Below are 24,991 nucleotides of genomic sequence, written 5' to 3' on the forward strand. Positions count from 1 at the left end.
TTCAAAGCCTACTTCCTGCGATCTTCCAGCTTTCGCAAACGGCTGCGCAATGCCGACCGGCTGATTCCCAGATATTCGGCAACTGCGGTTTTGGCGCCATCGAAACGTTTAATGGCTTTGGCCACAATTTCCACCTCCAGTTCCTCAATTGAAAAACCCTCTTCGGGGAGCACTACTTCACCCGGACGGAGAGGAATTCCTTCCACTTTTTCGGGCACACTGGCTGTATTCTCAACAAACAAATGCGCCAGATGCCAGGGTTGAAGCTGCTCGTCGTCGAACAACAACACCACGCGTTCAATGGCATTTTGCAGTTCGCGAACATTGCCCGGCCATTCGTGTTTTTCCAGGATAGAAGCGGCCGGTTTCGAAATAAATTTAAAGGCACGGTTGCGTCGTTGCGAGTACATTTCGAGAAAATACTGTGCCAGCGGTAGAATCTCCTCTGTCTTTTCCCTGAGTGGTTTTAGCAGAATATTTCCCGTTTCGATGCGGTAGAACAGATCCGAGCGAAATTTATTCTGGTCGATCAGGGCTTTTAACTTTCGGTTGGTGGCAAAAACAAAACGCACATCCAGTTTTATCAGCTGACTGCCTCCCACGCGGTAAAGTTCGCGCTGCTGCAACACCCGTAAAAGTTTGGCCTGCATTTCCAAAGGCAGTTCGCCAATCTCGTCTAAAAATAAGGTGCCACCCTGTGCCTGCTCCATTTTTCCGATATATCCGCCGGCGCGTGCCCCGGTAAAAGCTCCCGGCTCGTACCCAAACAATTCACTTTCAAAAAGTTGCTCCGAAATGGCCGCACAGTTAACCGGGATAAAAGGCCCCGGACTTTCGAGTCCTTCCCCGAAATGGATTAGCCGGGCCACCATTTCCTTGCCGGTACCGGTTTCGCCCTGTATCAGCACCGGGATATCCCTGCTTTTATGAAATTTCAGCGACAGGTCTACCACCTGTTTCATGTGTTTGGAGAACACCGCCATTTTGCCCGATTCCTGAATGTCGCGAATGGTGTTTTGCAAGGCCCGAATCCGTTGCGTAGATGCATTTACTTCCTTGCCCATCTTTTGTACCGATTCTTTCAGGTCTTTGTTTTCATTGATCAGTTGGTAGCGCTCCTGAATCTTGGAAACGGTCATCGCCAGTTCATCGATATTTACAGGCTTTAAAAGGTAATCGGCCGCGCCCAGTCGCAGTGCTTCAATCGAATGGGTTATTTCCGAAAAACCGGTCATAAGGATAACCGCGATTCCGGGGTAATCCTGTTTTACGCGTTTCAGCAATTCCAAACCACTTATTCCGGGCATTTTTATATCCGAAATAATCAATTCGAATTTATCTTTTTGCAGAATTTCCAGGGCCGCCGTTCCGTCTTCGGCATCGGTAACATCCAGCTTCAGGTCTTCCACCAGAAATTCAACAATTGCTTCCCTGCTTAATTGGTCATCTTCAACTACCAGTACTTTCATTTTCAGTGTCTTTAGTAAATGTTATCACAAACCGAACACCATCTCCTTCCCGGTTCTCGTAACGAATGTCGCCATTCATTTTTGTAACAAATGTTTTTACAATGGCCAGTCCCAGTCCCGTTCCGCCTTTGCTTTTTTTGGTTGAATAAAAAGGATCGAACAACTGCTCGCCGATCGAACTTTCAATCCCGGCACCATTGTCTTCCAAAATCAGTTCAATCTGCTTTTCCTTTTTAACGGTACGAACGTTTATTTCCTTTTTCTCGCGTTCCACCTCATCGAGGGCATGAATGGAATTCACCACCAGGTTGATAACCACCTGTTCAATCTGAATTTTATTTCCTTTTAAATACAACTCGCCGGCAGCCAGTTTCTGGGTAGCCACAATGCCGTGATTCCGAATTTGCCTCCGCAGCAAATCGAGCGCATTTTTTACAATTGTGTTTAAATCAACCATCTGAAGTTCATCCGAATCGGGAACAGGATTTACCCAGTAATTGCGCATGTGGCTTACAATTTCATCGATGCGTTCGGTACCTTTCGAAATGGCTTCCAGCTTGCGAACAATATAACTTCCGGTCTCGGTTCCTTCGCGCCTCATTCTCCGCAACACGGTATCGGTCGTAATTTTTATGGCGTTTAGCGGCTGGTTAATTTCGTGTGTAATTCCCCCGGTTATTACCCCAATGGAGGCCAGACGCGAAGTACGCTCCATAACACGCACCGCCTCGGCATGTTGTTTTTCCATGCTCAAAAACTGGTTCATCTGGAAGTTCCGCTCCCAGGCGTTGGCAATTACCCGCACCAGTGTTAAAAGCAGGCGTTGTTCGTCCTTTTCCCAAACATGAGGCTCCTGGAAAGCAAAACCGGCCATCCCGTTTATTTTATCCACCACTTTTATCGGAATCAGCATCACCGAACGGATACCCCGATTTTCAAAAAATTGCCTTTCGCCTTCGCTTAGCTCCGAAAGATCGGGGCTTACAATAGTTTCATTTTTAAGAATCCGTGTGATGATATTTTGCATGGCCTCGGTTCGGCTACTGTCCATTTCTTCAATACCTTCTCCTTTTTCCGAGGTCATTGAACCGATTATCTGGCCAATCTTATCGTCTTCGGTAAAGCTGTACAAGCCTACTTTTCCCACATGAGTTGACCCCGTAATTGCATTCAAAACCTTATCGATCACCTGTGTGAAATCGTTGGTGGAATTCAGGTAGGTAACAATTTCGGCCATTAGCCGCTGTTGTTTAAATGCCAGCGTTAAATGCTCCTGTTTTAAGAGCAACAACTTCTCGGCCTTTTTACGGCGCTGAACCGACCGGCTTAAAACCAGAATGATAACAAAAGCCACTACCATCACCAAAAGCACCACTACGATGGTTGTTTTGTTGAGGGAATAAAAATTCATCGGTTTGTTGATGATCCAGGCCTCGGCAGGAAGTTTATTTTTATCGATGTTATACTTTTTCAGCAGATTCTGATCAAACATGTAAAGCCCCTGCAAATCTTCTTTTATGGGAATTTCCGATGTTTTCTCGCCATGCAAAATGCGTAATCCCATTAATGCCGCTTCTTTCCCATGGTCAATACCACGAATTAGCTTTCCGCCAACGATACCGCGGTTTAAAAAGAACTCCCAGCTGGAATAAACCGGAACTTTTGCATTTTCAGCCACCAGCCTCGATTCTTCTTTGTACGATATAAATTCCTGGTTTTTATCCTTGTTGAAAGTGAGCATCAGGATCAGGTCGGGCGAATTTATACGGGCCACTTCTTCAGCCAGTTCATCAAAGCTTACATTGTCGATAAAATGAAGTTTGTTTCGGTAATTTTCGGGTAGCGCATCCAGCATCATCCGGTTAATTTTGGCTGTGGTGGTGTACAAATCGTTCACCACATAAATGAGCCCCGATCCGGGATGCAGTTTTTCCATGATATCGATGGTTGCCTTAAAATCGGGGCGTTCGGTTATCCCGGTAATCATTCCATCGTTGATAACGCGCTCATCGATTTGCTGGTTAATTCCACAAAAAACAACGGGAATGTTCTTGTAAATTTCCTCGCGGTTATCGAGTAAGAATTTCAACGCATCATCGTCAACAGTTATAATCAGATCAAATTGATTTTGTTGCAGACGTTCGCGGTAAAAACGTTCAATTCGAGAAAAATAAAGCGAATCGGTGTATCTTTTTGTATCGAGGTATTCATAAAAAAGTTCGACTTCTTCATCGTGTGCCGACATAATTTCCTGTATTCCGCGCGACACATTATCCGACCAATCCAGCCCCTGGTGATACGAATGCAGCACCAAGATTTTATGCGACGGCTGTTCGTAAGCAAATACCGATACCGTAAAAATCAAAAATAGGGGAAGCAGTAAACAACCGAAGAACAACTTCTTTATTTGTGAATTTTTCATAAGCCTATTCCTGTCCCTAATTTTCTTTTAAGATAAACAATTAAATATAAGTTTTTCTTTCAACCATAATGAAATAAATCAGAAGGAGTTGGAGATGCCAACTATGCTCCATAACGAAAACAGGGGAAACTACAAGTAGTCTCCCCTCCCTCCTCAACTCAATACCTCTGCCGGAATTCTAGAATGAATATTTCACGTGTAATTGCAAGCGGGTATTTCCCACTTTCTCCACATCCGTTACATTCAAACCGGAATCGGCTGTGCAGTATCCTGCATAAGTTTGGTTTAATTCCAACATCACTTTAATTGCCTGGTTTCCCATTATTACTCTTGGCGATATACGCGCAACATAATCAATGTTAGTGCCCCGGGCATAAACCTCTCCGCCATCGGCAATTGGGTCGCTGCTACCCAAATTGTTCGCCATACCTGCGAAAAGGCCAAAATTCACCTTCGAAAAGCGCGTCATTACTTCTGTCCACCACGAAAAAGTATTCACCGGTGTATATTTAAAACTGTTTGCTTCTGTATTGATTTCGCTAACCCCATAACCTCCCAGCATGGTTAGATCGGTGCCGTTTTGTGCATAAATACCCTGAAGTTTAAAAGTCATTGATTTGCTTTTTAGAACGGTATATGCAATAGCATGATAGGTTCTGAGTGATTCATCCACATAATTGCCGTCGCTGTTTACAAAGCGCGGAACAAGGCTTTTGGTTCCGGCTACTAAACCAATCAGGCTTTTGCCCGGCGCACCGTATTCCAGGTGCACATCAAATTCAGGAATCGACGACTGGCGAATATAAACAGAGCTGAGTCCTTGCGGCCCGAGCGATTTGTAATCCAGCTGCGATAAAGCCGTTAACGATCCTACAAATTTGTCAGAAAACTTGCGCGTCACTCTGATTTGCGGATTTCGTGCCAGCGTTGAAATTGGCGCTGCTGCTCCCCATGACGAAACCTCGGGGTAGCACGACAAAACAAACATCGGGCTCCAGTACTGGCCAATCATAATGCTTGTTTTTTCATAGTCGAGTTTGGCCATGGCGTGACGCAGACGTACCGTACCGATTTTATCGTTTGCATTTCCAACAAAATCGAATTCAATAAGACTGCTTAAATCTCCGCCCCACAATTTGGAGCCTGAAGATTTTGCACGCAGACGGCTGTGCAAAGCAAAAAAGTTAAAGTTACCTTTTGCGTTAATATCAACTCCATTATCATCGTAAACAATGGGTGCCGGATATAAAACTACATCGCCGTCGCGGGCCGAAACCACCTGCCGACTGTCGAAAACCGCCTCGGTAGATACAAATCCGCCTACTTCCACCTTTATCTTGTCCTGTGCATTCACCAAAGATGTTAGCGACAGCAGTAAAATCATCACGGCTGTTGCCATTGCAGTTTTGGTTTTCTCTTTAGCAACAGGTTTGGTTTCCTTTTTAACCGATTCTTTTTTGGGTGCCGGTTCGGTAACCTGATCGACCAGATACACAATCGATTTGTGGGAAATTCCGCTGTTTTTCGACAAACCAATCTCACAGGTTCTTGAAGTGGAGTATCCTTGTTTTACTTCATCAGGCAGCTGAATCTTTAAATTCCGAAGACCATGTTCGTTTAATTCGGGATACGAAAAACCCCTGTCGCCGGCAAAACCACAACAGTTGGTTTCGGGCTGAACTACTTTTTCAGCACATAACTTCGCCAGATCGACCAAACGGGCGTCCATACCCATTTTTTTCATACTGCAAACCGCAAAAACAGAAACGGGATCAGCCACCGGAGTAAAACTTAATTCATCTTTTAAATATTCCCAAATGAAATCTACCGGTTCGTACAATTTTAAGCGGTCTTTCATATTTTCTTTCATGGTAAACAGGCACGGGCTCATATCGCATAAAACCGGATATTTGCCGTATAGGCTGGCACTTTTCAACGCTTCTTCCAGTTCATTTGATTTTCTCAAGCCCTGCTCTTTAAATCCTTTGCTGGAATAGGACATTCCACAACAAAGACTATTCAGTTTTTCGGGATAGATAATTTCGTATCCGGCCTTTTTTATCAGGCGTTCCATAACCGCAGTCAGCTGTTCTTCTCCTTTTTGATCTTTTGATTTTCCCATCGACCGGTTGATACATGACGGGAAGTAAACCACCTTTTTAAGATTTGCTGAATCGACCTTACCGGGCACGATTTTTTTCGCACCCGATGGCATGTATTCGTTCCAAAGCGGCACTTTTTTGCCCGAAATTTTATGAATACCGTTTGAGGCAGCATTCATAAAACCGGTTCCCAGTAGCGAATGTGCAAGATTTACGACCGACAGCGAACCACGCATAACTTTGGTGGTTAAGGCCATATGATCGGCCAGCCAGTCGGCCACTTTGTTTTGCTTTGGTGTATGTTTTTGATAACGAATTTCCTTGATCAGTTTTCCGGTATCAATTTTCACAGGGCAACTTAAGGCACAAAGCCCATCGGTAGCACAGGTTTCGTCGCCCGAATAATTGTACGAATTTTCGAGGGCCGCCAATTCATGAACTTTCTCGCCGCTTACCCGCAAACGTGAAATCTCGCGGTAAACCGCCACACGCTGGCGCGGCGACAAGGTAAGTTCGTTGGCCACGCACGAGGGTTCGCAAAAACCACACTCAATACATTTGTCCACCTTTTCTGATGCAGCCGGAAGCGGTTTCAGATTTTTCAGATGCGATTGCGAATCATCGTTCAGGATAACTCCCGGATTAAGCAGATAATGAGGATCAAAAATCTGCTTGATCTTTTTCATCAGATCGTAGGCTTCCTTTCCCCATTCGTGCTCAACATAAGGGGCCATGTTCCTGCCCGTTCCGTGTTCCGCCTTTAAAGCGCCGTCGTATTTATCAACTACCAGTTTTACCAGGTCGTCCATAAAATTCTGATAGCGGGTTACTTCTTCTTCACTGGCAAAATCCTGTGTAAACACAAAGTGCAGGTTTCCTTCCAGCGCATGACCAAAAATCACCGCTTCATCATAACCGTATGTTACAAAAAGAGCCTGCAAATCGAGCGTGGCCTGTGCCAGTTTTGGCACCGGGAAAGTCACGTCTTCGATAATTACGGTTGTGCCGGTTTCTCGCATGGCACCTACCGACGGGAATAAACCTTTTCTGATTTTCCACAAAGCCATAAATTCAGACGGCACATCGGTAAATGATACCGGAATTTCGGCAGGAATATCGCTTATCGTTTCTAAAATCTCATCGATCTGTTCAGCCAGAACTGTTGGCTCTGATGCGCGGGTTTCCACCAGAATGGCACTGGCCCCTTCCGACAAATCTTTCAGGTAGGCCGGCACTCCGTCCTGATCTTCAACCGAACGAAGACCTGCACGGTCGATCAGTTCAACTGCAGCCACCGGGGCACTTTTTAATAACGAAACCGCGTTGCATGCTTTTTCAATATCGGGGAAAACCATCAGTGAACTGGCTTTGAATTTGTGTTCGATTACCGTTTTGTAGGTGATCTCGGCAATAAAACCCAAAGTACCTTCCGAGCCGATCATAATGTGCTCGATCACATCAAACGGATCGGTAAAATCGACCAGCGCATTCAGGCTGTAACCCGTTGTATTTTTCATTTTGAACTTGTCGCGTATACGCTGCGCCAAAGGCTCGTTGGCATTTACCGATTCCACCAGCTCGGTGAGGTTAGCCAATAGTCCTGCATGCGTTTCCCTGAAAGCTTCTTTACTTTTTTCATCACCGGTGTCGAGCAACATTCCGTCGTGGAAAACAATTTTCATGCTTTCAACCGTTTTGTAAGAGTTTTCGGAAGTACCGCAACACATTCCGCTGGCGTTGTTGGCAGCAATTCCGCCAATCTGAGCCGCATTTATCGACGCCGGATCAGGACCGATTTTACGTCCGTATTTTGCTAAAATAGCATTAGCTCGTGCACCGATAATTCCGGGTTGCAGACGAATACTCAGGCCGTTCGCCAGTACTTCGTGCTTTTGCCAGTGAGCGCCGGCAATCACCAGTATCGAATCGGTGATGGCCTGACCTGAAAGACTGGTTCCGCCAGCCCTGAAAGTAACCGGTAGTTTTCGTTTTTGGGCTTCCTGCAATATTGTTGACACTTCGTTTTCGTCCCTGGCCTTGATCACCAGCTTTGGAATCAGGCGATAAAAACTCGCATCGGTTCCAAATGCCAGCGTGTGCATCGGATCGTGAAACATTCGGCTCTCATCGATCACCGACAATAACGAATCGTAGAGTGATTTATATTCTCCGCTAAGCATAATTTCTTTGTTTAAATTTTAAAGTGGTAATGGATTTAGCCCCATAAACAGAACGGATCCGAGAATCAGCAGAATGATCAGGTAATAGGCAAACGAGGGCACCGAATTAGTGCGAATGATCCTTCCTTCCGACCCAATGCAACCAACCGTAGCCGACACGGCCACCACGTTGTTCACACAAATCATATTTCCAACTCCTGCTCCAATTCCCTGCATGGCCAGAATCAGAATTTGCGGTATGCCCAACAAAGTTGCTGTTTCGAACTGGAACGAAGCAAACAGGATATTTGAAACCGTTGCTGAACCCGACATAAAGGCGCCCAATATGGCGATTAGCGGTGCAAAAATAGGGTAAGCATGTCCTGAGATAGATGCGGTTGTACGCGCCATTTCGGTAAGCATACTTTCCAAACCTGCCCCGTTTGTTCCCGAGTTTAGCATGATCTGCACCAAAGCAACCCCGCTGAATAAAGCTATTGCAGCTCCTTTTATTTGTTTGAAAGTCATTTTCCAGGCTGCCTTTACCTCTTTCATCTTCATTTTATGAAAAACGTGGGTAAACAGTGCCACCACAATAAAGGGCAGCGTGCCCGGTAAGTAGGCCCATTTTAACGCATAATCAAGTTTATCGATTCCGAATAAATTATTGATTTGTATGGTTTGTGCTGCCAAAATTCCTTTTAATCCAAATTGCGGAATACGCGTCACAACCAGGATAACCGCGATGAGCAAATAAGGTGACCACGCTCTTAACAGCGACATTTTTGCTTCGCCAACAGTTCCGGTATCGGTATTCGAAAACCAGCTTTTTGCCCACTTCGATTCGTGCGGAAAGTCCCATGTTTTTTTAGGAACAAGAAACCCTTTTTTAGCAGCCACAATAATAATTCCCAAACCAATAAACGATCCCACCAAGCTGGGCAGTTCGGGACCGAACACCACAGCAATCAACGCGTAAGGAACCATAAATGCCAGGCCGGCAAATAAAGCAAACGGAGCAGCCTGCAAAGCAGGTTTAATCGATTTCTCCTTACCGAAAATTCGGGTCATAATCATTAAACCCAGCAAAGGAAGCAGCGTACCTGCCACTACATTGGGCAATGCCACCCATTTGGTCAGCATCATTTGAAACACCGTCGGATCGGCTCCAACCTGTTGCAAATTGGTTTCAAGCGTGCTCATTGCGCCAAAAATGGGTGTTCCAACTGCACCAAACGGAACAGGGACACTGTTAAATATCAGCGCTACGATTGCCGCAGCCAGCGGAGGGAAACCCAGTCCGACCAGCAGTGGCCCTGCCAAAGCCGCAGGAGTACCAAAACCGGCAGCTCCCTCGATAAATGCACCGAACATATAACCGATGATGATCGCCTGAATACGACGATCGCGGGTGATCCCCTGGAATCCGTTGTTAATGGATGCCATGGCACCCGATATTTTTAATGTATTCAGAATCAGAATGGCTCCGAATATGATGATCAGAATGTCCATTGCTTTTAAGACACCGAAAAAAGAATATGCGGTAACACTCAGAATATCGATCTTCCAATAGACCAATGCTATTAAAACAGCCAGGCCCCAGGACAATGGAAGCGCCTTTTTTGCTCCCCAGTTAAATCCCGCCATCAATACGATTGTTACTACAATTGGTAAAAAAGCCAATAACGCGTTCATAAGTTTTAGATTTAAATTAAACATTAAAGCCATCTGGTTTAAGACGACGCGGCCCTTAGCCAATTGGAATGCCAAAAAATAGAGAAGCTGATTTATTTACTGGAGAAGACAATCGTAAATAACAGACAAACAGATTATTATGGTTTGTATTTTTTGTTTTGGGGAGATAATTGTCAAATGAATAAAAACGGGCCATTTGGAACATGTGGGCCATTTGGAACGCCAAAAGCAGACAAATGTGCCATTTGGAACATGGCAGGATTTGTGAAAAATAAACACTTTCGGTATGCGTTCGTTGACGGGATTCAATTCTGGCTTAAAAAACAATCGCAGTAATTGGTGAAATACCCTGCGATTCTGTTCTTTATGAAAGCGATATGTGATTTTATTGCGGGCATTAAAGAAAAGATGATTAAGGAGAAAGAAAACACTATCGCGATGAACTCAAGGAGCACCCGCACAGTAAGTTATGGATGGGTGTCGTCGAAATAAAAAACGGTACAAGAAATATCATTTATAGTTATTATGTTTATTTTTAGTGCAGTAAAAACCACAGACGTTGAATCCGTGCTCTGAAATAAAATCTACACAAAAACTACAGATATACGCCCAAATCAGTTGTATATAAGTATTCGGTACCAGAGATACAGATGTAATACATTATTAACTGCAAAAACAAACATTCAGATAACAACATTATGATAGAATTAGAGCCAGACAAATATTCGCTTCTTGAGGCACCGTTGAAAGAAGTGAAAATAAACCATCTTTTTGCTCGCTCGGTGATTGAAAAGAAGGTGAGGGGAAAGGTTTTCGTCGACAACAAAGAGAATCCCAATACCTTTTATGTTATCCACCCTTATGGGATGAGCCTGTTGTTTGGCGATACAAAAAACGAGACTTTTAACAGGCTCTTTCTTAATTACTGTTTAAATTGTAACAAGGAAAGAAAGACGCACGAATGGATGCAGGCCTTTCCAAACGATTGGGACGATACTTTAAAAACACTGTTCGAGGGGAAACTGATTAGCGCGCCAGACTCCGGCGATACTCCTGACGAATTTGTGGAGCTAAATACCCGGGTAAACTTTAAATTCAACCTTGAAAAATATCTAGTTTTCAAAAGGAATGCGATTAAGAATAACTACTCCATTATAAGAACCGATAAAAACAGTTTCAGAGAAATGAAAGGTAGTGTTGTTCCCGCTCGTTTTTGGAACAATGCCGACGATTTCTGCAAAAATGGCGTCGGTTTTAGTTTATATTATAAGGAGAAGTTGGCAACAACAGCTTATTCGGCATTTATTTTCGACAAGGAACTGGAATTGGGAATGGAGACTTTTCCGGAATTCAGAGGGAAAGGATTTGCGCAACATGCCTGTTCAGCATTGATCGATTATTGCTTAACCAATAAATACGAACCTGTGTGGGCGTGTAAATTAACAAATATTGCATCTTATAAACTTGCTCAAAAGTTGGGATTTATTCCGGATATTACACTTCCATATTATCGATTGGTATTGTAAATTTGAGAAAAGCTATAAAATTTGAAACGAACATGAATTTTAATATGCTAAAATATATCCAGGAGCATACTTAAAATTCATCGGGAGTTATATACTATACCTTTGAAAACAAACAATTTTAATAGTATGAAAAAGACAGAAAAGATTTCGGAAAACAAGAATTACACAGCAGTAAATGTTGGAAGTTTAAACGATATTAAATCCTATTCGCTCATTCATCCGAAAACCGGTGCAGAGGTTAAAGGGAAGGTGTTTGTGAAAGCTCCGGTAAAAGCTACCGGAACGGAAATATCTTTTACTACCATTCCGCCAAAATCAGAATTGGGGTATTTTCATATCCATTACAAGGACGAAGAAGTTTATATTATTCTCAAAGGATCAGGTTATTACCAGGTTGATGATGATTGTTTTCCGATAGAAGAAGGCAGCGTGATAAGAGTTGCCCCGGCAGGTGTGAGAAGTCTGTGCAATACCTCCTATGAAGAGATGATTTATATTTGCATCCAGGCCAAAGAAAATTCGTTGGAAGAACATACAACCGATGATGGGAAAAGAATTGATGTTACGCCTAAATGGAAAATATAAGGAAACAAAACGCCCTGCAACAAATAGTTATACGGAAGGCGAGAGGCGTCTTGGTTTGATAAGCCAAATCAGGATTGCCACTGTTGCGGGTTACTTGAGTTGGTGACCGTTAAGTTTTCCGTTTCTTCTTTTTAGCCGCCGGAAACAATACATTATTTAAAATCAGCCGGTAACCCGGAGAGTTGGGATGCAGGCTCAGGTCGGTTGGCGGATCGCCAATCAGGTGGCGGTAATCTTCAGGATCGTGACCGCCGTAGAATGTCCAGAATCCTTTGCCTTGCTCGCCATGAATATATCGTGCTTCGTTGGCCGGTTTGTTCTCGCCCAATACCAGCACATTCGATTTTAACACCTCTTTGCGATACGCTGTTGTTTGCCCCATAAAACCTTTAATCAGGTTGCGGTGGTTTTGGCAAAGCATGGTGGGTATCGGGTCCCACTTGGCCGAAAAATCAAACAGGGTAAAGTAATCGTTTTCGCGGGCAACATGGCGGTGGTCGGTAGCATCAATATTCGAAAACTCGTACACATACGGGCTTTTCTCCAGCTTAAAATTTTCGAATGCAAAGGTGTTGTGGAAATCGAGTTTCTCATCAACGTTGGCTGCCATCGGGTCGCCATCAAACATGTTTTCACAAATATCAACACCCACTGCTGCCAGCGAAATATCATAAGTATCGGTAGCGGCACACATGGCAAACAGGAAACCGCCGTTCTGCACGTATTTCTGTATTTCGCGTGTAACAAACGATTTCATTTCCGACACTTTCATAAAACCCAGTTTTTGAGCCAGCTGTTTGTTAATGCTCACTTCTTCCTGGTACCACGGCATATGTTGATACGAGCGCCAGAATTTACCAAATTGCCCCGTAAAATCTTCGTGGTGCAGGTGCAACCAGTCGTAATCTTTTAGGTTGCCGTTTAGTATTTCTTCGTCGTAAATAATATCGTAGTTAATTTCAGCGTAGGTTAAAACCATGGTCACGGCATCGTCCCACGGTTGTTTGTTGGGTGGCGAATACACCGCAATTTTGGGTGCTTTATTCATTGCCACGGCATCCTGATTCATATCGGGCTGGGCAATTTCGTTTAAAATTCCTGAAGCCTGTGCATCGCTGATCACCTCGAAACTAACGCCACGAATCACACACTCATTTTCAATCTCGGGGTAGTGCTGCATTAAAAAACTGCCTCCGCGGTAGTTGAGCAGCCATTTTACCTCAATGTCCTGTTCCAACACCCAGTAGGCAATACCGTACGATTTCAGGTGGTCCTTTTGCATGTCATCCATGGGAATGAGCAGCGAAACGGCTCCGGCATTTAATGCCATGAAGAGCAGTGCCGGCAAAAGGAATATTTTTATGAGTGTGCGCATGTTGTTTTTTGTATTAGTACAGCAAAACAGGCAATTGGTTCATCTTGAATTTCGAATGATGATTAACGAACTCCGATTTCAGAAGTGGTTTCATATTTTGCATGTATTTTTTTATCTCAAATCTAGAATCGTTAATCGATATTCTACATTCGACATTCAACTTGATTTGCGAATGATGATTAACGATTTTTGATTTAAGAACTCTGTCTTTACAAGATTATTGTTTGGCAGAAAAATCTGCAATCGTTAAACAACAATCTATATTCATCATTCTGCCTCCGTCCTTAATCCTTTCTAAAACGGTGCATCGCTGGTTGACGAGTGGTGACTGTCGAATCCACTGTTTGACGACATTCCTGCAGCCAGATTATCGTCATCCAGGTTCATCGATGAGCCAAAAGTTTGAACTTCTTGTGAGAAATCCCGCGAGTCGAACTGCGGATCAAGATCGGAGAAGCGAGCCATTTCTTTCTGGAAACGCAGCGGAACGTCGGCAGTGGCACCGTTACGGTGTTTTGCAATGATCAGCTCAGCAATTCCCAGCAGCGAATTACCCGATTCGTCTTCGGTAATACCAAAGTACTCAGGGCGGTGAATAAAACACACAATATCGGCATCCTGCTCAATCGCTCCCGACTCACGAAGGTCGGACAGCTGCGGGCGTTTGCCTTCGCGCGATTCAACGGCACGGCTCAACTGCGACAAGGCAATAATCGGTACGTCCAACTCCTTGGCAATTGCCTTTAACGATCGTGAGATCATACTTACTTCCTGTTCACGACTTCCGCGCGAGTCAGTTCCGGCTGTCATCAACTGCAGGTAGTCGACAATGATAATGTCAACATCGTGCTGCATTTTCAAGCGGCGGCACTTTGCCCTGAATTCAAAAATCGAAAGGGCAGGTGTATCGTCGATAAAAATAGGGGCTTCATCAAGCGTTTTAATTCGCTGGTTTAGCTGCGCCCATTCGTAATCTTCCAGTTTCCCTGTCTTGATTTTTTCACCACCCAATTCCGACTCTGCCGATATTAAACGGTTAACCAACTGCAACGACGACATCTCGAGCGAGAAAATAGCCACCCCTTGTCGGTGATCAACGGCCATATTTCGGGCCATGGATAATACAAAGGCCGTTTTTCCCATCGCAGGACGTGCAGCTATAATTATCAATGCCGAGCGTTCCCAACCCGAAGTAATCCGGTCTACCGCAGTAAATCCTGATGGCACACCACTTAATCCGTCGGGTTTGCTACGTGCAGCCTCAATTTGCAACACTGCCTGGTTCAGGATGGGTTTAATCGGTACGGTCTCTTTCTTAATATTTCCTTCGGATACCTGAAATAATGCCGACTCTGAAAAATCGATCAGGTCGTCAACATCGATGGTATCGTCGTATGCTTTTGTCTGAATTTCGGAAGAAACACGAATCAACTCGCGCTGCATAAATTTTTGGGCAATAATACGCGCGTGAAATTCGATGTGGGCAGCGGAAGCAACACGGCGAGTCAGCTGGGTGATGTAACCCGGTCCGCCAACTTCGTCAAGCTGGTTACGGTCTTTCAATTCCTGAGTTACCATCAGCAGGTCGACAGGCTTTTCCTTACCTGAAAGGGTTTTAATCGCCTCGAATATTTTTCGGTGTTCCTCTTTGTAAAAACTGTTCGAATCAATCGTGTCAGCAACCGTAACATACGCGTCGCGCTCAAGCATTAACGCTCCAAGCACAGCTTCTTCAACATCAACTGCCTGAGGCGGAAGTTGTCCGTATTGGGCGTTGATTTGTTCTATTGTATTCTGTTGTTGATTTGGTCTTTTTCGTTGTGCCATTTTGATTTTTCTGCATTCAATATTCTCCCGGATAATTATAACCCGGATTCAAAAATAGAAATTTACGTTGCCTGTTACAAAGGATTGCTGGCTCTGTTTTAAACAGTTGCAAACAGGCGAAGTTCACAATTGTTAATTGATTATTTGGCCAGTTTTTCCTCGATAATTTGCGAAATAATTGATTTTAACGTGCTTCCCATTGCCCTTATTTGTTGCGGAATAAAGCTGGTAGCAGTCATTCCGGGCGTAGTATTCACCTCAAGGAAATAGAATTCGTCGCCCTGCAAAATGAAGTCGATCCGAACGATTCCTGAGCATTCGCACAAGTCGTATATTTTCGAAGTCAGGTCCTGGCACTTTTTGAAAAGCGGCTCGGGTAACCTTGCAGGCGTAATTTCCTGTGTTGCTCCGGGAGTGTATTTTGCCTCGAAATCGAAAAACTCATTTTGCGGAATAACTTCGGTAATCGGGAAAACCACTTTTTCACCCTTCAGGCGAACGGCGCCACAGGTAAACTCGTGTCCGTCGATAAATTGTTCCACCAGTGCTTCGTCGCTTTCTTTCCATGCCTTTTCAATGGCTGCTTTTACCTCGCCGGTTTCTTTAACTTTGGTAATTCCAAAGCTTGAACCTCCGGCATTTGGTTTTACAAAAATTGGTAAGCCCAGGTCTGCAACAATTGCTTCAGCATCGATTACTTCGCCTTTTTTGAACTTTTTCGAGATCGCCATTTTTATGCCGTGCGAACGCAGGTAGTTGTTACAAAACCACTTGTTAAAAGTAAGCGACGACGCATGGACGTTGCAGCTGGAGTAGGGAACATTCAACAATTCGAAATAAGCTTGTAAAATCCCGTCTTCGCCCGGTGTTCCGTGAATGGTGATATAGGCAAAATCGAATTTTATCTTTTCGTTGTTTACGGTAAAACTAAAATCTGATTTGTCGACATCGGCAATTTTCTCTTCGTTCTGAAAAACTTCCCAGTTTAGTCCCTGTATTTGAACTAACCATGGAGTGAATTTTTCGCTATCTACAGCTTTTAAAACGTTTGCTCCGCTTTTTACGGACACCACAAATTCCGACGAATCGCCTCCGGCAATTACGGCTATGTTGGGTTTGTTGTTCTTACTCATTTCTGTTTGCTATATAATTTTCCCATTTATCAATTGCGGTAGCCATGTCTTCAGGCAGTTCCGAATTGAATAACATCTTTTCTCCTGTTGTTGGATGAATAAATCCGAGTGTTTTGGCGTGCAGCGCCTGGCGGGGCAGCACTTTAAAACAGTTTAGTACAAACTGTCGGTATTTGCTGAAAGTAGTACCGCACAAAATCTGGTCGCCACCATAATTACTGTCGTTAAACAGCGTGTGGTTAATGTGTTTCATGTGCACCCTTATCTGGTGTGTGCGTCCTGTTTCGAGGCGGCATTCAACCAGCGTAACATAACCAATGCGGCGTAAAACTTTATAATGCGTAACGGCATGTTTTCCGTAATCGCCTTCAGGAAATACGGTAAAAACCTGCCTGTTTTTCAGGCTGCGCCCGATGTGACCGGTTATGGTGCCTTCGTCATCTTTTACACTTCCCCAAACCAATGCGAGATAACGGCGCTCGGTTGTTTTCTCGAAAAACTGCAACGCCAGTTTATTTTTCGCCAATTCGGTTTTGGCAACCACTAGTAGTCCCGATGTATCCTTGTCGATACGGTGAACCAGTCCCGGTCGCGGATCTTCGCTGTTAAACAAAGGAAGGTCGCGGAAATACCAGGCCAATGCATTCACCAGTGTTCCGGTATAGTTTCCATGTCCGGGATGTACCACAAGGCCCGGTGGTTTATTTATTACAATCAGCTGATCGTCTTCGTAAACAACATCAAGCGGAATATCTTCGGGGATGATCTTTAGCTCACGCCGCGGAAAATCCATTACGATCAATATTTCCTCGTTGGGTTTAATTTTGTAATTGGGTTTTACCGGGATTCCGTTCACAAGGATATTTCCGGCGTCGGCAGCAGCCTGAATGCGGCTTCGCGAGGCGTTGTCGATTCTGTTCGAAAGAAACTTATCGATACGCAAGGGAGATTGCCCCGGATCGACAGATAAACGGTAATGTTCGTATAGCTCGTTCTCTTCCAGTTCTTCGTTTTCCTGATTGTAATCTTCCATTGTTAAAAATTTCTTTCGTAAGCCTGGTTAATAATTGTTGTGTCGGTGGTTAACCATATGTCAACCGACGAACCCAGATTTACGTGTTTTGTAAATTGAGGATTTGGTTGTTGTTTCCATATTCTTGCACTGGCCGAGTCTTCGGCAGTTTTGGCTGTTTCATCGTAAATAACGGCGCCCATATTCAGCATGGCGTCGGTAATGGTCGACTGCGCTTCTTCAATGTTAAACCCGGTGAGATTTGGCAGTGTAGTTTGCATATTTCCCTGGCTGCGACCAACAACCAAATCAACATCAGAGCCTTTAATAATCTTGTCACCTTCAAAGATTTCAACCGAATTTTGCAGCGATTTTAGTACCAGGTCGTTGTATTCCGATGGCTGATATGAAATATTACCTATTTGTAATCCGGCGTTTTCAATTAGTGCCTGTGCCTGCCGGAAAGAAATGTCGGTTAAACGCGGCAGAACAACTTTTTCGGGCTCGTTTGAGTTTATGGTTATACGAATCACACGGTTTTCTTTTACATGCGAGTTGGCCAGTGGCAATTGATCGACAACTGTACCCGGCTCAAAATTTTTGTTGTAAAGCGAATCGATTACTTCCACACGCAGCATATTTGCTTCGGCGCTGGCAGTAGCTTCATCCAAACTCAGGCCTGTTAACGCCGGAACCGGATAGGAAACACCATGTTTGGTGTATAATTGTAATCCTTTTAGGGTTATAAAAAGGAGAAGCGCCACAAGCCCAATGGCAATTAACAGGTGCTTTACAAAAGCACGGCTGGTGATAAATTTTCCTAAACTCATTTTTTTGTACAGTACTTATATAAGAGAACAAAAATAAGTCAAAAAAAGTATGATGAAAGGATTTCGGCGATAAACAAATTTCAAATATTGAATAAAATGATTTTGGAGGATTTGTTTTAGAGAAGCCGTTTTACAAACATGTATAAACACGAAAAGGTAAAGAACTGAATTCTTTACCTTCCCGCAAAATGTAACAAGATAAAATAAATTATCTCTTATGTCTTGGCTCGTCTGAGACGCTAAGTTTTTTTCTACCTTTTGCTCTACGGGCTTTTAATACTTTACGGCCGTTTGCAGTCGACATTCTTTCTCTGAAGCCGTGCTTGTTCTTTCTTTTTCTATTCGATGGTTGAAATGTACGTTTCATTTCTATAAAGTTTTACTTGTTTCTATTCAGAATTTTCGGACTGCAAAAATAGTGCTTTTTTTAATTCTTCCAAAAACTTAAACACTTTTTTCAGGAAAAATACACTTTGTATGTTTATTTCTATGAATCAGTGTTTTATCCGCGCAAAGAAAAGCATTTTTTTCAACGGACCATGTTCTCGTTCAATAAATATGTGCTGAAAGCTTTTAAATGCATACCTGGTGCCTTGTACAGCCCGGTTGCAATAGTACCGTTTATCCTTTTTTTACTGAGAAACGGAATCCGATTCCGTGCAGGTTGATGATTTTTACCGAAGCATCGGCGTTAAAATATTTCCTCAGGCGCGAAATAAAAACATCGAGGCTGCGCCCCAGAAAATAATCGTCGGAGCCCCAAACGTTTTCCAGGATCTCATTTCTGCTAAGCACTTTGTTAGCATTCCTGGCAAAATAACGGATCAGTTCAGCCTCTTTAAGTGTAAGGTTGCGGGTGTCGCCGTTTAATGTAAGCGAGAGGTCATCGAAGTGAAAATCGAACTGCCCGATTTTTAAAACGGACGATTCACTATCAATAGGCTGCGACTGGCTACGCTTCAAAAATATCTTGATTTTTAAAAGCAGCTCTTCCATACTAAACGGTTTGGGTATGTAATCGTCGCCGCCAATAGTAAGCCCGGTAATTTTGTCTTCGGTCATGCTGCGGGCCGTTAAGAAGATAATAGGTATCTGGTCGTTGTTTTTTCGTATGGTTTCGGCTACCTGGAAACCATCTATTTTCGGAAGCATCACGTCGAGCACAATCAGATCGAAATTGTTATGCCCGAAAAGCTGGAGTGCAATTTCGCCGTCGGCCGCTACTTCTACATCGTAGCCGTGCTCCATTAAATTATCTTTTACTATAAAACGAAGCGCTTCGTCGTCTTCAACCAATAATATTTTAAATGAATTGTTGCTCATATTTTACGTTGGAATGGTTAGGCTAAAAATGCTTCCCCCTTTTGGGTTATCGTTTACTTTTATTTTCCAATTATGCGTTTTTACAATTTTGTACACGTAGTCGAGACCGAGACCAAAACCTTTTACATTGTGTACATTTCCTGTCGGAATTCGGTAAAACTTTTTAAAAATCCGTTTCCGGTGTTCGCGCGGAATTCCTATTCCGTTGTCGATAAAATTCAGCTCGTAACTTTTCTGTTTTTGCAGAAGTTCAATCTCAATTACAGGCGTTTTGTCGCAGTATTTTGCTGCATTTTCAAGAATATTCGATACCAGGTTGGCAAAGTGGAAACGATCGGCCAAAATGGGACAATCGCTAATTTTGGTCTTGATTTTTACTTTTGCATTTTGTCCGGCTTTCGATTCCCGAAAATGATCACTGGCTTCTTGTAAGAACTCGGTGAGATTTACCTTTTCCAGGTTAAGCAGGATTCGGCTTTTCTCGATCGAAGCTAAGTTAAGCACTTTTTCAACATTCTTCGATAGCCGTGTTGTTTGTTCCTGTATTATGTGTGTGTAATCAAACAACCGCTTGGGCGATTTTAAGATTTTTTCATCGTTAATAACGTTTGCTGCCAGTGCAATCGACGAAATGGGTGTTTTTAATTCGTGGGTGAGGTTGTTAATGAAGTTTTTCTGTATTTCGGATAATTGCCTTTGGCGGATGATAACCCAAAGCGTGTAACCAAAGAAAAAGATGACCAGCATTAACAGCGCGGTTAAAAAATACCAGATGGAAAGTTGGTTTAAAAAGTAGGGTGACCGGTCGGGGAAATGAATGCCGAAATAATTGGAGTATTCCTCGTTTAGCGGGAAGTCAAAATCCGATGGCTCCTCGTTTTCGTCGATATGGACCAGCGTGGTCTCGTCCATTTGCTCCTGAATGGGGCTGTATATCGAAAATTCGTAATCGAAATAAATATCGTGCCTTTTAAGCTGGGTGGTAAGGTTCTGTTTTAGTAGGTCTTTGTCGATTGCTACACCAACATTTACGAGGTAGGTGTTGTTCGAAATAACTTCAACAGGCGTAATGCTATCGAAGTTTTCAGTAGTTCCGGTGGCGAGCATTACCTGCCAGGCAACTTCCTTTAAAGCCACACTCGCACTTTCCTGAAATTGTGTTTCTGAAAGATTATAGGAACTGCGTATCAAAGCAAACTGCACTAAAAAAACGCCAACTATCGACACAGTTGCCAGCATTATAATGTATTTAAGTGCTTTCCCTTGCATGGATTTTTATTCAAAAGCTAAACTATATATTTTTTTGTTTGCCTGCCCTAGTTAACAACTCATTAACAAATAATTGAATTCATTAACAGCGAAACTAGTCAAGCATCAATACATTTGCTTTATAGATTTCGAGAAAGAACAAATTTAATTAATAAATTATGAAAAGCATTCTACAAATATTAGCAGTTTTCGCACTGGTGATTGCTGTTAATACAGCAATGGGCCAGGGACAAGCAAAAATTGTTTTTGACAATCAAGCGCATGATTTTGGTTCGTTTAAAGAATCAGACGGTGTGCAAACAACAACTTTCAAATTTACAAACAAAGGAAACGCACCACTGGTGCTATCAAATGTTCGCGCTTCGTGTGGTTGTACAACTCCAAAATGGACGCGTCAACCGGTTGCTCCGGGCGAAAGCGGAAGTATTGATGTGAGTTATGATCCTAAAAACCGTCCGGGTTCGTTTAACAAGTCGGTAACTGTTAGCTCAAATGCCGAGAATCCTACAGTTATTTTAAGAATAAACGGAAAAGTTGAACCGCGCGAAAAAACACTGGCAGAGCAATATCCAAGAAAAATTGGAGATCTTAGAGTAAAATCAAACTACCTGTCGTTCGCAAAAATTACAAAAGGCGAAAAAGTAAGTGAAGAATTGGAATTGGTAAACGATACTGATAAACCGGTTGAAGTTGGTTTCCGTACCGTACCAACGCACCTTAATGCTAAAGTTGAACCGGAAACTATTCCGGCAAACGGAAGAGGTAAATTGATTGTTACTTACGATTCGGATGCTGCTGACACTTATGGATTTGCATCGCACCGAATTTACTTGTCGTTAAACGGAAGCAACGACTATAAAAATTCAGTGGGAGTAAGTGCTACAATCGAAGAAGATTTCTCGCACCTTACAGCTGAAGAACTGGCAAAAGCTCCTGTGGCTGATTTCAAGGAAACATCATTCGATTTTGGTGATATGAACCAGGGCGATAAAAAGGAACATACTTTTTCTTTAACCAATACTGGTAAAACTGATTTGATCATCAGAAGAGTTCGTTCATCTTGCGGATGTACTGCTGTTGCTCCTTCGAAAAGTGTAATTGCAGCAGGTGAAACAGCGCCTATTAAAGTTACTTTCGATTCACGCGGAAAACGTGGCCGTCAGAGTAAATCGATCACGGTTATTACCAATGATCCAAAAACACCAACATCAACATTGCGCATTTCAAGCCAGGTTGTTGTTCCTAATGCAGGCTAAGTTTATTTAAAGTCAATATTTCAGAAGGTGTTGCAGGCGAAACTTGCAGCACCTTCTTTTTTGCTGTACTTTTGAACGATAAATTTTATTCGGATGTCAGAAAAGGATAATCACCATATAGAAAACGACCCGCAGTACAAAGGGTTGATAGTTAATGCAGGAGTCGAAAAACCGGATATGGTTAACAACGATTCGGTTCAGCGTTTTTTGAAAAAGAATAGAAAATTACTGTCGGTTGACGAATATGTTGACGGCATTTTGAAAGGCGATATCACACTGCTTAGTAAAGCTGTAACTTTGGTCGAGAGCTCAAAATCAGCACATCAGCAACTGGCGCAGCAAATTATACAAAAGTGTTTGCCACACAGTGGTAATTCGGTTCGGATTGGAATAACCGGAGTGCCGGGTGTTGGGAAAAGTACCTTTATTGAAGCACTCGGAAAATATCTAACCAACAAAGGCGAAAAACTGGCTGTGTTGGCTATCGATCCGAGCAGCGAGCGAACCAAAGGAAGTATTTTGGGCGACAAAACGCGCATGGAAGAATTGGCCAGCGATAGGAATGCTTACATTCGTCCCAGTCCATCGGCAGGATCGCTGGGAGGTGTTGCCCGAAAAACCCGCGAAACCATTATTTTATGCGAAGCGGCCGGCTACAACAATATTTTTATTGAAACCGTTGGGGTAGGGCAAAGCGAAACCGCTGTTCATTCCATGACCGATTTCTTTTTGTTGCTAATGTTGGCCGGAGCGGGCGACGAACTGCAGGGAATAAAACGTGGAATTATGGAAATGGCCGACCTGGTTACCATTAACAAAGCTGATGGCAGCAACATTGAAAAAGCAGAAATGGCAAAAGTACAATATCGAAATGCCATTCATCTTTTTCCGGCCAAAGATTCGGGGTGGGCAGCCAACGTAGTTACGTGTTCTGCCTACAAGAAAACCGGCATTGAAACCATTTGGGAGCAGATTGAAAAATACCGGAAACAAACGGTTGATAACGGATATTTTTACCAAAAACGAAACGAACAAGCTACATACTGGATGTACGAAACCATTGAAGAGCAATTGAAACGAAACTTCTACGATCATCCCGAGATTAAAACGAAATTGAAAATGCTCGAAAATTATGTGCTTACCGATCAGATGAGTTCGTTTGTTGCAGCCACCGAGTTATTGAATACGTATTCAAAATTAAAATAAACGGAGCTGTTAATATCTTAAATAGTTAGCAGCGATAATAAAGCAGGCAAAAAATGGATTTATTCTATCCTTTTGCCTGCTTTGTTTTATGAGAAGTTTCATGTAGTTAACACTTTCAAATCCATCTTAAAAGAAGTAAATTTGTTAGAACCTTTCTGTAGGTAAGGTGTTACTTACATAAATCAAATATCAATAAATTTCAAAATACAATGAATTACGATGTAATAGTGATAGGTAGCGGACCAGGAGGATACGTAGCAGCAATTCGTGCGTCGCAACTCGGATTAAAAGTTGCCGTGGTTGAAAAAGAAAACCTGGGCGGAATTTGTTTAAACTGGGGATGTATCCCTACAAAGTCGTTGCTAAAAAGTGCACAGGCTTTTGAGTATGCTATCCACGCTGCCGATTATGGTGTAGCCATTGAAGGAGAAGTGAAACCCGATTTTGGTGCAATGGTAAAGCGTAGCCGCGATGTTGCCGACGGAATGAGCAAGGGAATTCAGTTCTTGTTTAAGAAAAATAAAGTAGAATCGATTTTTGGCTGGGGAAAATTAGCCGGAAAAAATACCGTTGAAGTTACCGACGACAAAGGCAAAAAATCGTCGTACACCGCTAAACACATTATTCTGGCAACAGGTGCACGTTCTCGCGAATTGCCAAATCTGCCACAGGACGGTGAAAAAATTATCGGATACCGCAAAGCACTTACGCTTGACAAACAACCGGAAAGTATGGTTGTTGTTGGATCGGGTGCCATTGGAAGCGAGTTTGCCTATTTCTACCACACCATCGGAACCAAAGTAACGCTGGTTGAGTTTATGCCAACTTTGGTGCCGAACGAAGATGAGGAAGTTGCCAAACAGCTGGAACGCAATTTCAAAAAATCGAAAATGAAAGTGATGACCGGTTCGTCGGTTGAGAGCGTGGATACTTCGGGCGATAAGTGCAAAGTAACCATTAAAACCAAAAAAGGCGAAGAAGTGATTGAAGCAGACATTGTTCTTTCGGCAGTTGGTATTGCTCCAAATACCGAAAATATTGGTTTGGAAGAACTGGGCGTTGAAACCGACAATGGCCGTGTTAAAGTTAACGAATACTACAAAACCAACGTTGATGGGGTATACGCCATTGGCGATATTGTTGCCGGACCGGCATTGGCTCACGTTGCTTCGGCCGAAGGTATTACCTGTGTTGAAAAAATTGCCGGACTGAATCCTGAACCGATCGATTACGGAAATATTCCTGGATGTACATACACCAGTCCTGAGGTTTCTTCTGTTGGGTTAACCGAGGCAAAAGCTAAAGAAGCGGGTTACGAAATTAAAGTGGGTAAATTCCCTTACTCGGCCAGTGGAAAAGCAAGTGCTGCCGGACAAAAAGATGGTTTTGTTAAATTGATTTTCGATGCAAAGTACGGAGAGTTACTTGGTGCACATATGATCGGTGGAAATGTTACCGAAATGATTGCCGAAATGGTAGTTGCCAAGAAGCTTGAGATCACCGGACACGAGTTGATTAAAACCATTCATCCGCACCCAACAATGAGCGAGGCAGTGATGGAAGCCGCAGCTGCTGCTTACGACGAGGTGATACATATTTAAAAAATAGAAAAACTATAAAATAAAGAGCCCGAGGTATTTAACTTCGGGTTTTTTGTACAATAAGTATCGAATAAATGACGAAATTGTTCTAAAAAACCATAAAAAGCTGAAAATCAATCGTGAAGTTTTTGTATTTAAGAATTAGTTTTAAATTTGCCGCTCAGGCATCAACTACAGTAACCGTAAATTTCTCGGAATACT

At 43.1% G+C, this 24,991-nt stretch carries 17 protein-coding genes; 5 read left to right on the forward strand and 12 right to left on the reverse strand.

All coding sequences use genetic code 11. The features are described 5' to 3' along the window. Nucleotides 1–8: 8 nt before the first annotated feature. From G4420_RS08215 to G4420_RS08230, 4 genes are all read right to left on the reverse strand, one after another. Nucleotides 9–1,469 carry a sigma-54-dependent transcriptional regulator gene (locus G4420_RS08215; RefSeq protein ID WP_163323118.1) on the reverse strand — a complete coding sequence of 487 codons (1,461 nt, stop codon included), beginning with the start codon at nucleotides 1,467–1,469 and terminating at the stop codon, nucleotides 9–11. Next, a complete protein-coding gene (locus G4420_RS08220; protein ID WP_163323119.1) occupies nucleotides 1,450–3,891 on the reverse strand; it encodes a sensor histidine kinase in 2,442 nt (813 codons plus the stop codon). Before G4420_RS08220 ends, G4420_RS08215 begins: the two co-directional genes overlap by 20 nt. A 178-nt stretch (nucleotides 3,892–4,069) precedes the next feature. Continuing rightward, a complete protein-coding gene (locus tag G4420_RS08225) occupies nucleotides 4,070–8,173 on the reverse strand; it encodes an FAD-binding and (Fe-S)-binding domain-containing protein (RefSeq protein WP_163323120.1) in 4,104 nt (1,367 codons plus the stop codon). 18 nt (nucleotides 8,174–8,191) lie between these two features. Next, entirely contained in the window at nucleotides 8,192–9,847 is a 1,656-nt protein-coding gene (locus tag G4420_RS08230) for an L-lactate permease (RefSeq protein ID WP_163323121.1), read from the reverse strand. Nucleotides 9,848–10,545: 698 nt separating this feature from the next. On the opposite strand from G4420_RS08230, the gene G4420_RS08235 reads away from it, so the two are divergent. Both G4420_RS08235 and G4420_RS08240 read left to right on the forward strand, forming a co-directional pair. Then, nucleotides 10,546–11,373 carry a GNAT family N-acetyltransferase gene (locus G4420_RS08235; protein WP_163323122.1) on the forward strand — a complete coding sequence of 276 codons (828 nt, stop codon included), beginning with the start codon at nucleotides 10,546–10,548 and terminating at the stop codon, nucleotides 11,371–11,373. A gap of 126 nt (nucleotides 11,374–11,499) precedes the next feature. Continuing rightward, nucleotides 11,500–11,958 (forward strand): cupin domain-containing protein, encoded by a 459-nt coding sequence (locus G4420_RS08240; protein ID WP_163323123.1) that lies wholly within the window; start codon nucleotides 11,500–11,502, stop codon nucleotides 11,956–11,958. Between the two features lie 109 nt (nucleotides 11,959–12,067). Here the strand turns inward: G4420_RS08240 and G4420_RS08245 are convergent, their stop codons facing one another. The 8 genes from G4420_RS08245 to G4420_RS08280 form a co-directional block, all read right to left on the reverse strand. After that, a complete protein-coding gene (locus tag G4420_RS08245) occupies nucleotides 12,068–13,333 on the reverse strand; it encodes an asparagine synthetase B (protein ID WP_163323124.1) in 1,266 nt (421 codons plus the stop codon). A 294-nt stretch (nucleotides 13,334–13,627) separates the two neighbouring features. Then, on the reverse strand, nucleotides 13,628–15,160 hold the full coding sequence (gene dnaB / locus G4420_RS08250) for a replicative DNA helicase (RefSeq protein ID WP_163323125.1): 1,533 nt from the start codon (nucleotides 15,158–15,160) through the stop codon (nucleotides 13,628–13,630). A 140-nt stretch (nucleotides 15,161–15,300) separates the two neighbouring features. Beyond that, nucleotides 15,301–16,293, reverse strand: coding sequence for a D-alanine--D-alanine ligase (locus tag G4420_RS08255; RefSeq protein WP_163323126.1), 993 nt, complete (start codon nucleotides 16,291–16,293; stop codon nucleotides 15,301–15,303). After that, on the reverse strand, nucleotides 16,286–17,326 hold the full coding sequence (locus tag G4420_RS08260; protein ID WP_163323127.1) for an RluA family pseudouridine synthase: 1,041 nt from the start codon (nucleotides 17,324–17,326) through the stop codon (nucleotides 16,286–16,288). Before G4420_RS08260 ends, G4420_RS08255 begins: the two co-directional genes overlap by 8 nt. Nucleotides 17,327–17,328: 2 nt before the next feature. Then, nucleotides 17,329–18,135: a PASTA domain-containing protein gene (locus G4420_RS08265; protein ID WP_163323128.1), complete on the reverse strand. Its 807-nt coding sequence runs from the start codon at nucleotides 18,133–18,135 to the stop codon at nucleotides 17,329–17,331. A 208-nt stretch (nucleotides 18,136–18,343) separates the two neighbouring features. After that, nucleotides 18,344–18,502, reverse strand: coding sequence for a 50S ribosomal protein L34 (rpmH, locus tag G4420_RS08270; protein ID WP_074780230.1), 159 nt, complete (start codon nucleotides 18,500–18,502; stop codon nucleotides 18,344–18,346). A gap of 254 nt (nucleotides 18,503–18,756) precedes the next feature. Then, entirely contained in the window at nucleotides 18,757–19,458 is a 702-nt protein-coding gene (locus G4420_RS08275) for a response regulator transcription factor (RefSeq protein WP_163323129.1), read from the reverse strand. A gap of 3 nt (nucleotides 19,459–19,461) precedes the next feature. Then, nucleotides 19,462–20,727, reverse strand: a complete 1,266-nt coding sequence (locus tag G4420_RS08280) for a sensor histidine kinase (protein WP_163323130.1) — start codon at nucleotides 20,725–20,727, stop codon at nucleotides 19,462–19,464. Nucleotides 20,728–20,885: 158 nt separating this feature from the next. On the opposite strand from G4420_RS08280, the gene G4420_RS08285 reads away from it, so the two are divergent. The 3 genes from G4420_RS08285 to lpdA all read left to right on the forward strand — a co-directional run bounded on the left by G4420_RS08285 (nucleotide 20,886) and on the right by lpdA (nucleotide 24,790). Continuing rightward, nucleotides 20,886–21,983: a DUF1573 domain-containing protein gene (locus tag G4420_RS08285; RefSeq protein WP_163323131.1), complete on the forward strand. Its 1,098-nt coding sequence runs from the start codon at nucleotides 20,886–20,888 to the stop codon at nucleotides 21,981–21,983. A 93-nt stretch (nucleotides 21,984–22,076) separates the two neighbouring features. Next, nucleotides 22,077–23,189, forward strand: coding sequence for a methylmalonyl Co-A mutase-associated GTPase MeaB (meaB, locus tag G4420_RS08290; protein ID WP_163323132.1), 1,113 nt, complete (start codon nucleotides 22,077–22,079; stop codon nucleotides 23,187–23,189). Nucleotides 23,190–23,398: 209 nt separating this feature from the next. Beyond that, nucleotides 23,399–24,790 (forward strand): dihydrolipoyl dehydrogenase, encoded by a 1,392-nt coding sequence (gene lpdA, locus G4420_RS08295; protein ID WP_163323133.1) that lies wholly within the window; start codon nucleotides 23,399–23,401, stop codon nucleotides 24,788–24,790. Nucleotides 24,791–24,991 lie beyond the last annotated feature (201 nt).

The organism is Draconibacterium mangrovi, assembly GCF_010586825.1.
In the GTDB taxonomy this organism is placed as follows: domain Bacteria; phylum Bacteroidota; class Bacteroidia; order Bacteroidales; family Prolixibacteraceae; genus Draconibacterium; species Draconibacterium mangrovi.

Bases quoted from the DNA above. Each gene is read 5' to 3' on its own strand.
- G4420_RS08215 (WP_163323118.1), bottom strand. From the start codon at position 1,469: ATGAAAGTACTGGTAGTTGAAGATGACCAATTAAGCAGGGAAGCAATT.
- G4420_RS08220 (WP_163323119.1), bottom strand. From the start codon at position 3,891: ATGAAAAATTCACAAATAAAGAAGTTGTTCTTCGGTTGTTTACTGCTT.
- G4420_RS08225 (WP_163323120.1), bottom strand. From the start codon at position 8,173: ATGCTTAGCGGAGAATATAAATCACTCTACGATTCGTTATTGTCGGTG.
- G4420_RS08230 (WP_163323121.1), bottom strand. From the start codon at position 9,847: ATGAACGCGTTATTGGCTTTTTTACCAATTGTAGTAACAATCGTATTG.
- G4420_RS08235 (WP_163323122.1), top strand. From the start codon at position 10,546: ATGATAGAATTAGAGCCAGACAAATATTCGCTTCTTGAGGCACCGTTG.
- G4420_RS08240 (WP_163323123.1), top strand. From the start codon at position 11,500: ATGAAAAAGACAGAAAAGATTTCGGAAAACAAGAATTACACAGCAGTA.
- G4420_RS08245 (WP_163323124.1), bottom strand. From the start codon at position 13,333: ATGCGCACACTCATAAAAATATTCCTTTTGCCGGCACTGCTCTTCATG.
- dnaB (WP_163323125.1), bottom strand. From the start codon at position 15,160: ATGGCACAACGAAAAAGACCAAATCAACAACAGAATACAATAGAACAA.
- G4420_RS08255 (WP_163323126.1), bottom strand. From the start codon at position 16,293: ATGAGTAAGAACAACAAACCCAACATAGCCGTAATTGCCGGAGGCGAT.
- G4420_RS08260 (WP_163323127.1), bottom strand. From the start codon at position 17,326: ATGGAAGATTACAATCAGGAAAACGAAGAACTGGAAGAGAACGAGCTA.
- G4420_RS08265 (WP_163323128.1), bottom strand. From the start codon at position 18,135: ATGAGTTTAGGAAAATTTATCACCAGCCGTGCTTTTGTAAAGCACCTG.
- rpmH (WP_074780230.1), bottom strand. From the start codon at position 18,502: ATGAAACGTACATTTCAACCATCGAATAGAAAAAGAAAGAACAAGCAC.
- G4420_RS08275 (WP_163323129.1), bottom strand. From the start codon at position 19,458: ATGAGCAACAATTCATTTAAAATATTATTGGTTGAAGACGACGAAGCG.
- G4420_RS08280 (WP_163323130.1), bottom strand. From the start codon at position 20,727: ATGCAAGGGAAAGCACTTAAATACATTATAATGCTGGCAACTGTGTCG.
- G4420_RS08285 (WP_163323131.1), top strand. From the start codon at position 20,886: ATGAAAAGCATTCTACAAATATTAGCAGTTTTCGCACTGGTGATTGCT.
- meaB (WP_163323132.1), top strand. From the start codon at position 22,077: ATGTCAGAAAAGGATAATCACCATATAGAAAACGACCCGCAGTACAAA.
- lpdA (WP_163323133.1), top strand. From the start codon at position 23,399: ATGAATTACGATGTAATAGTGATAGGTAGCGGACCAGGAGGATACGTA.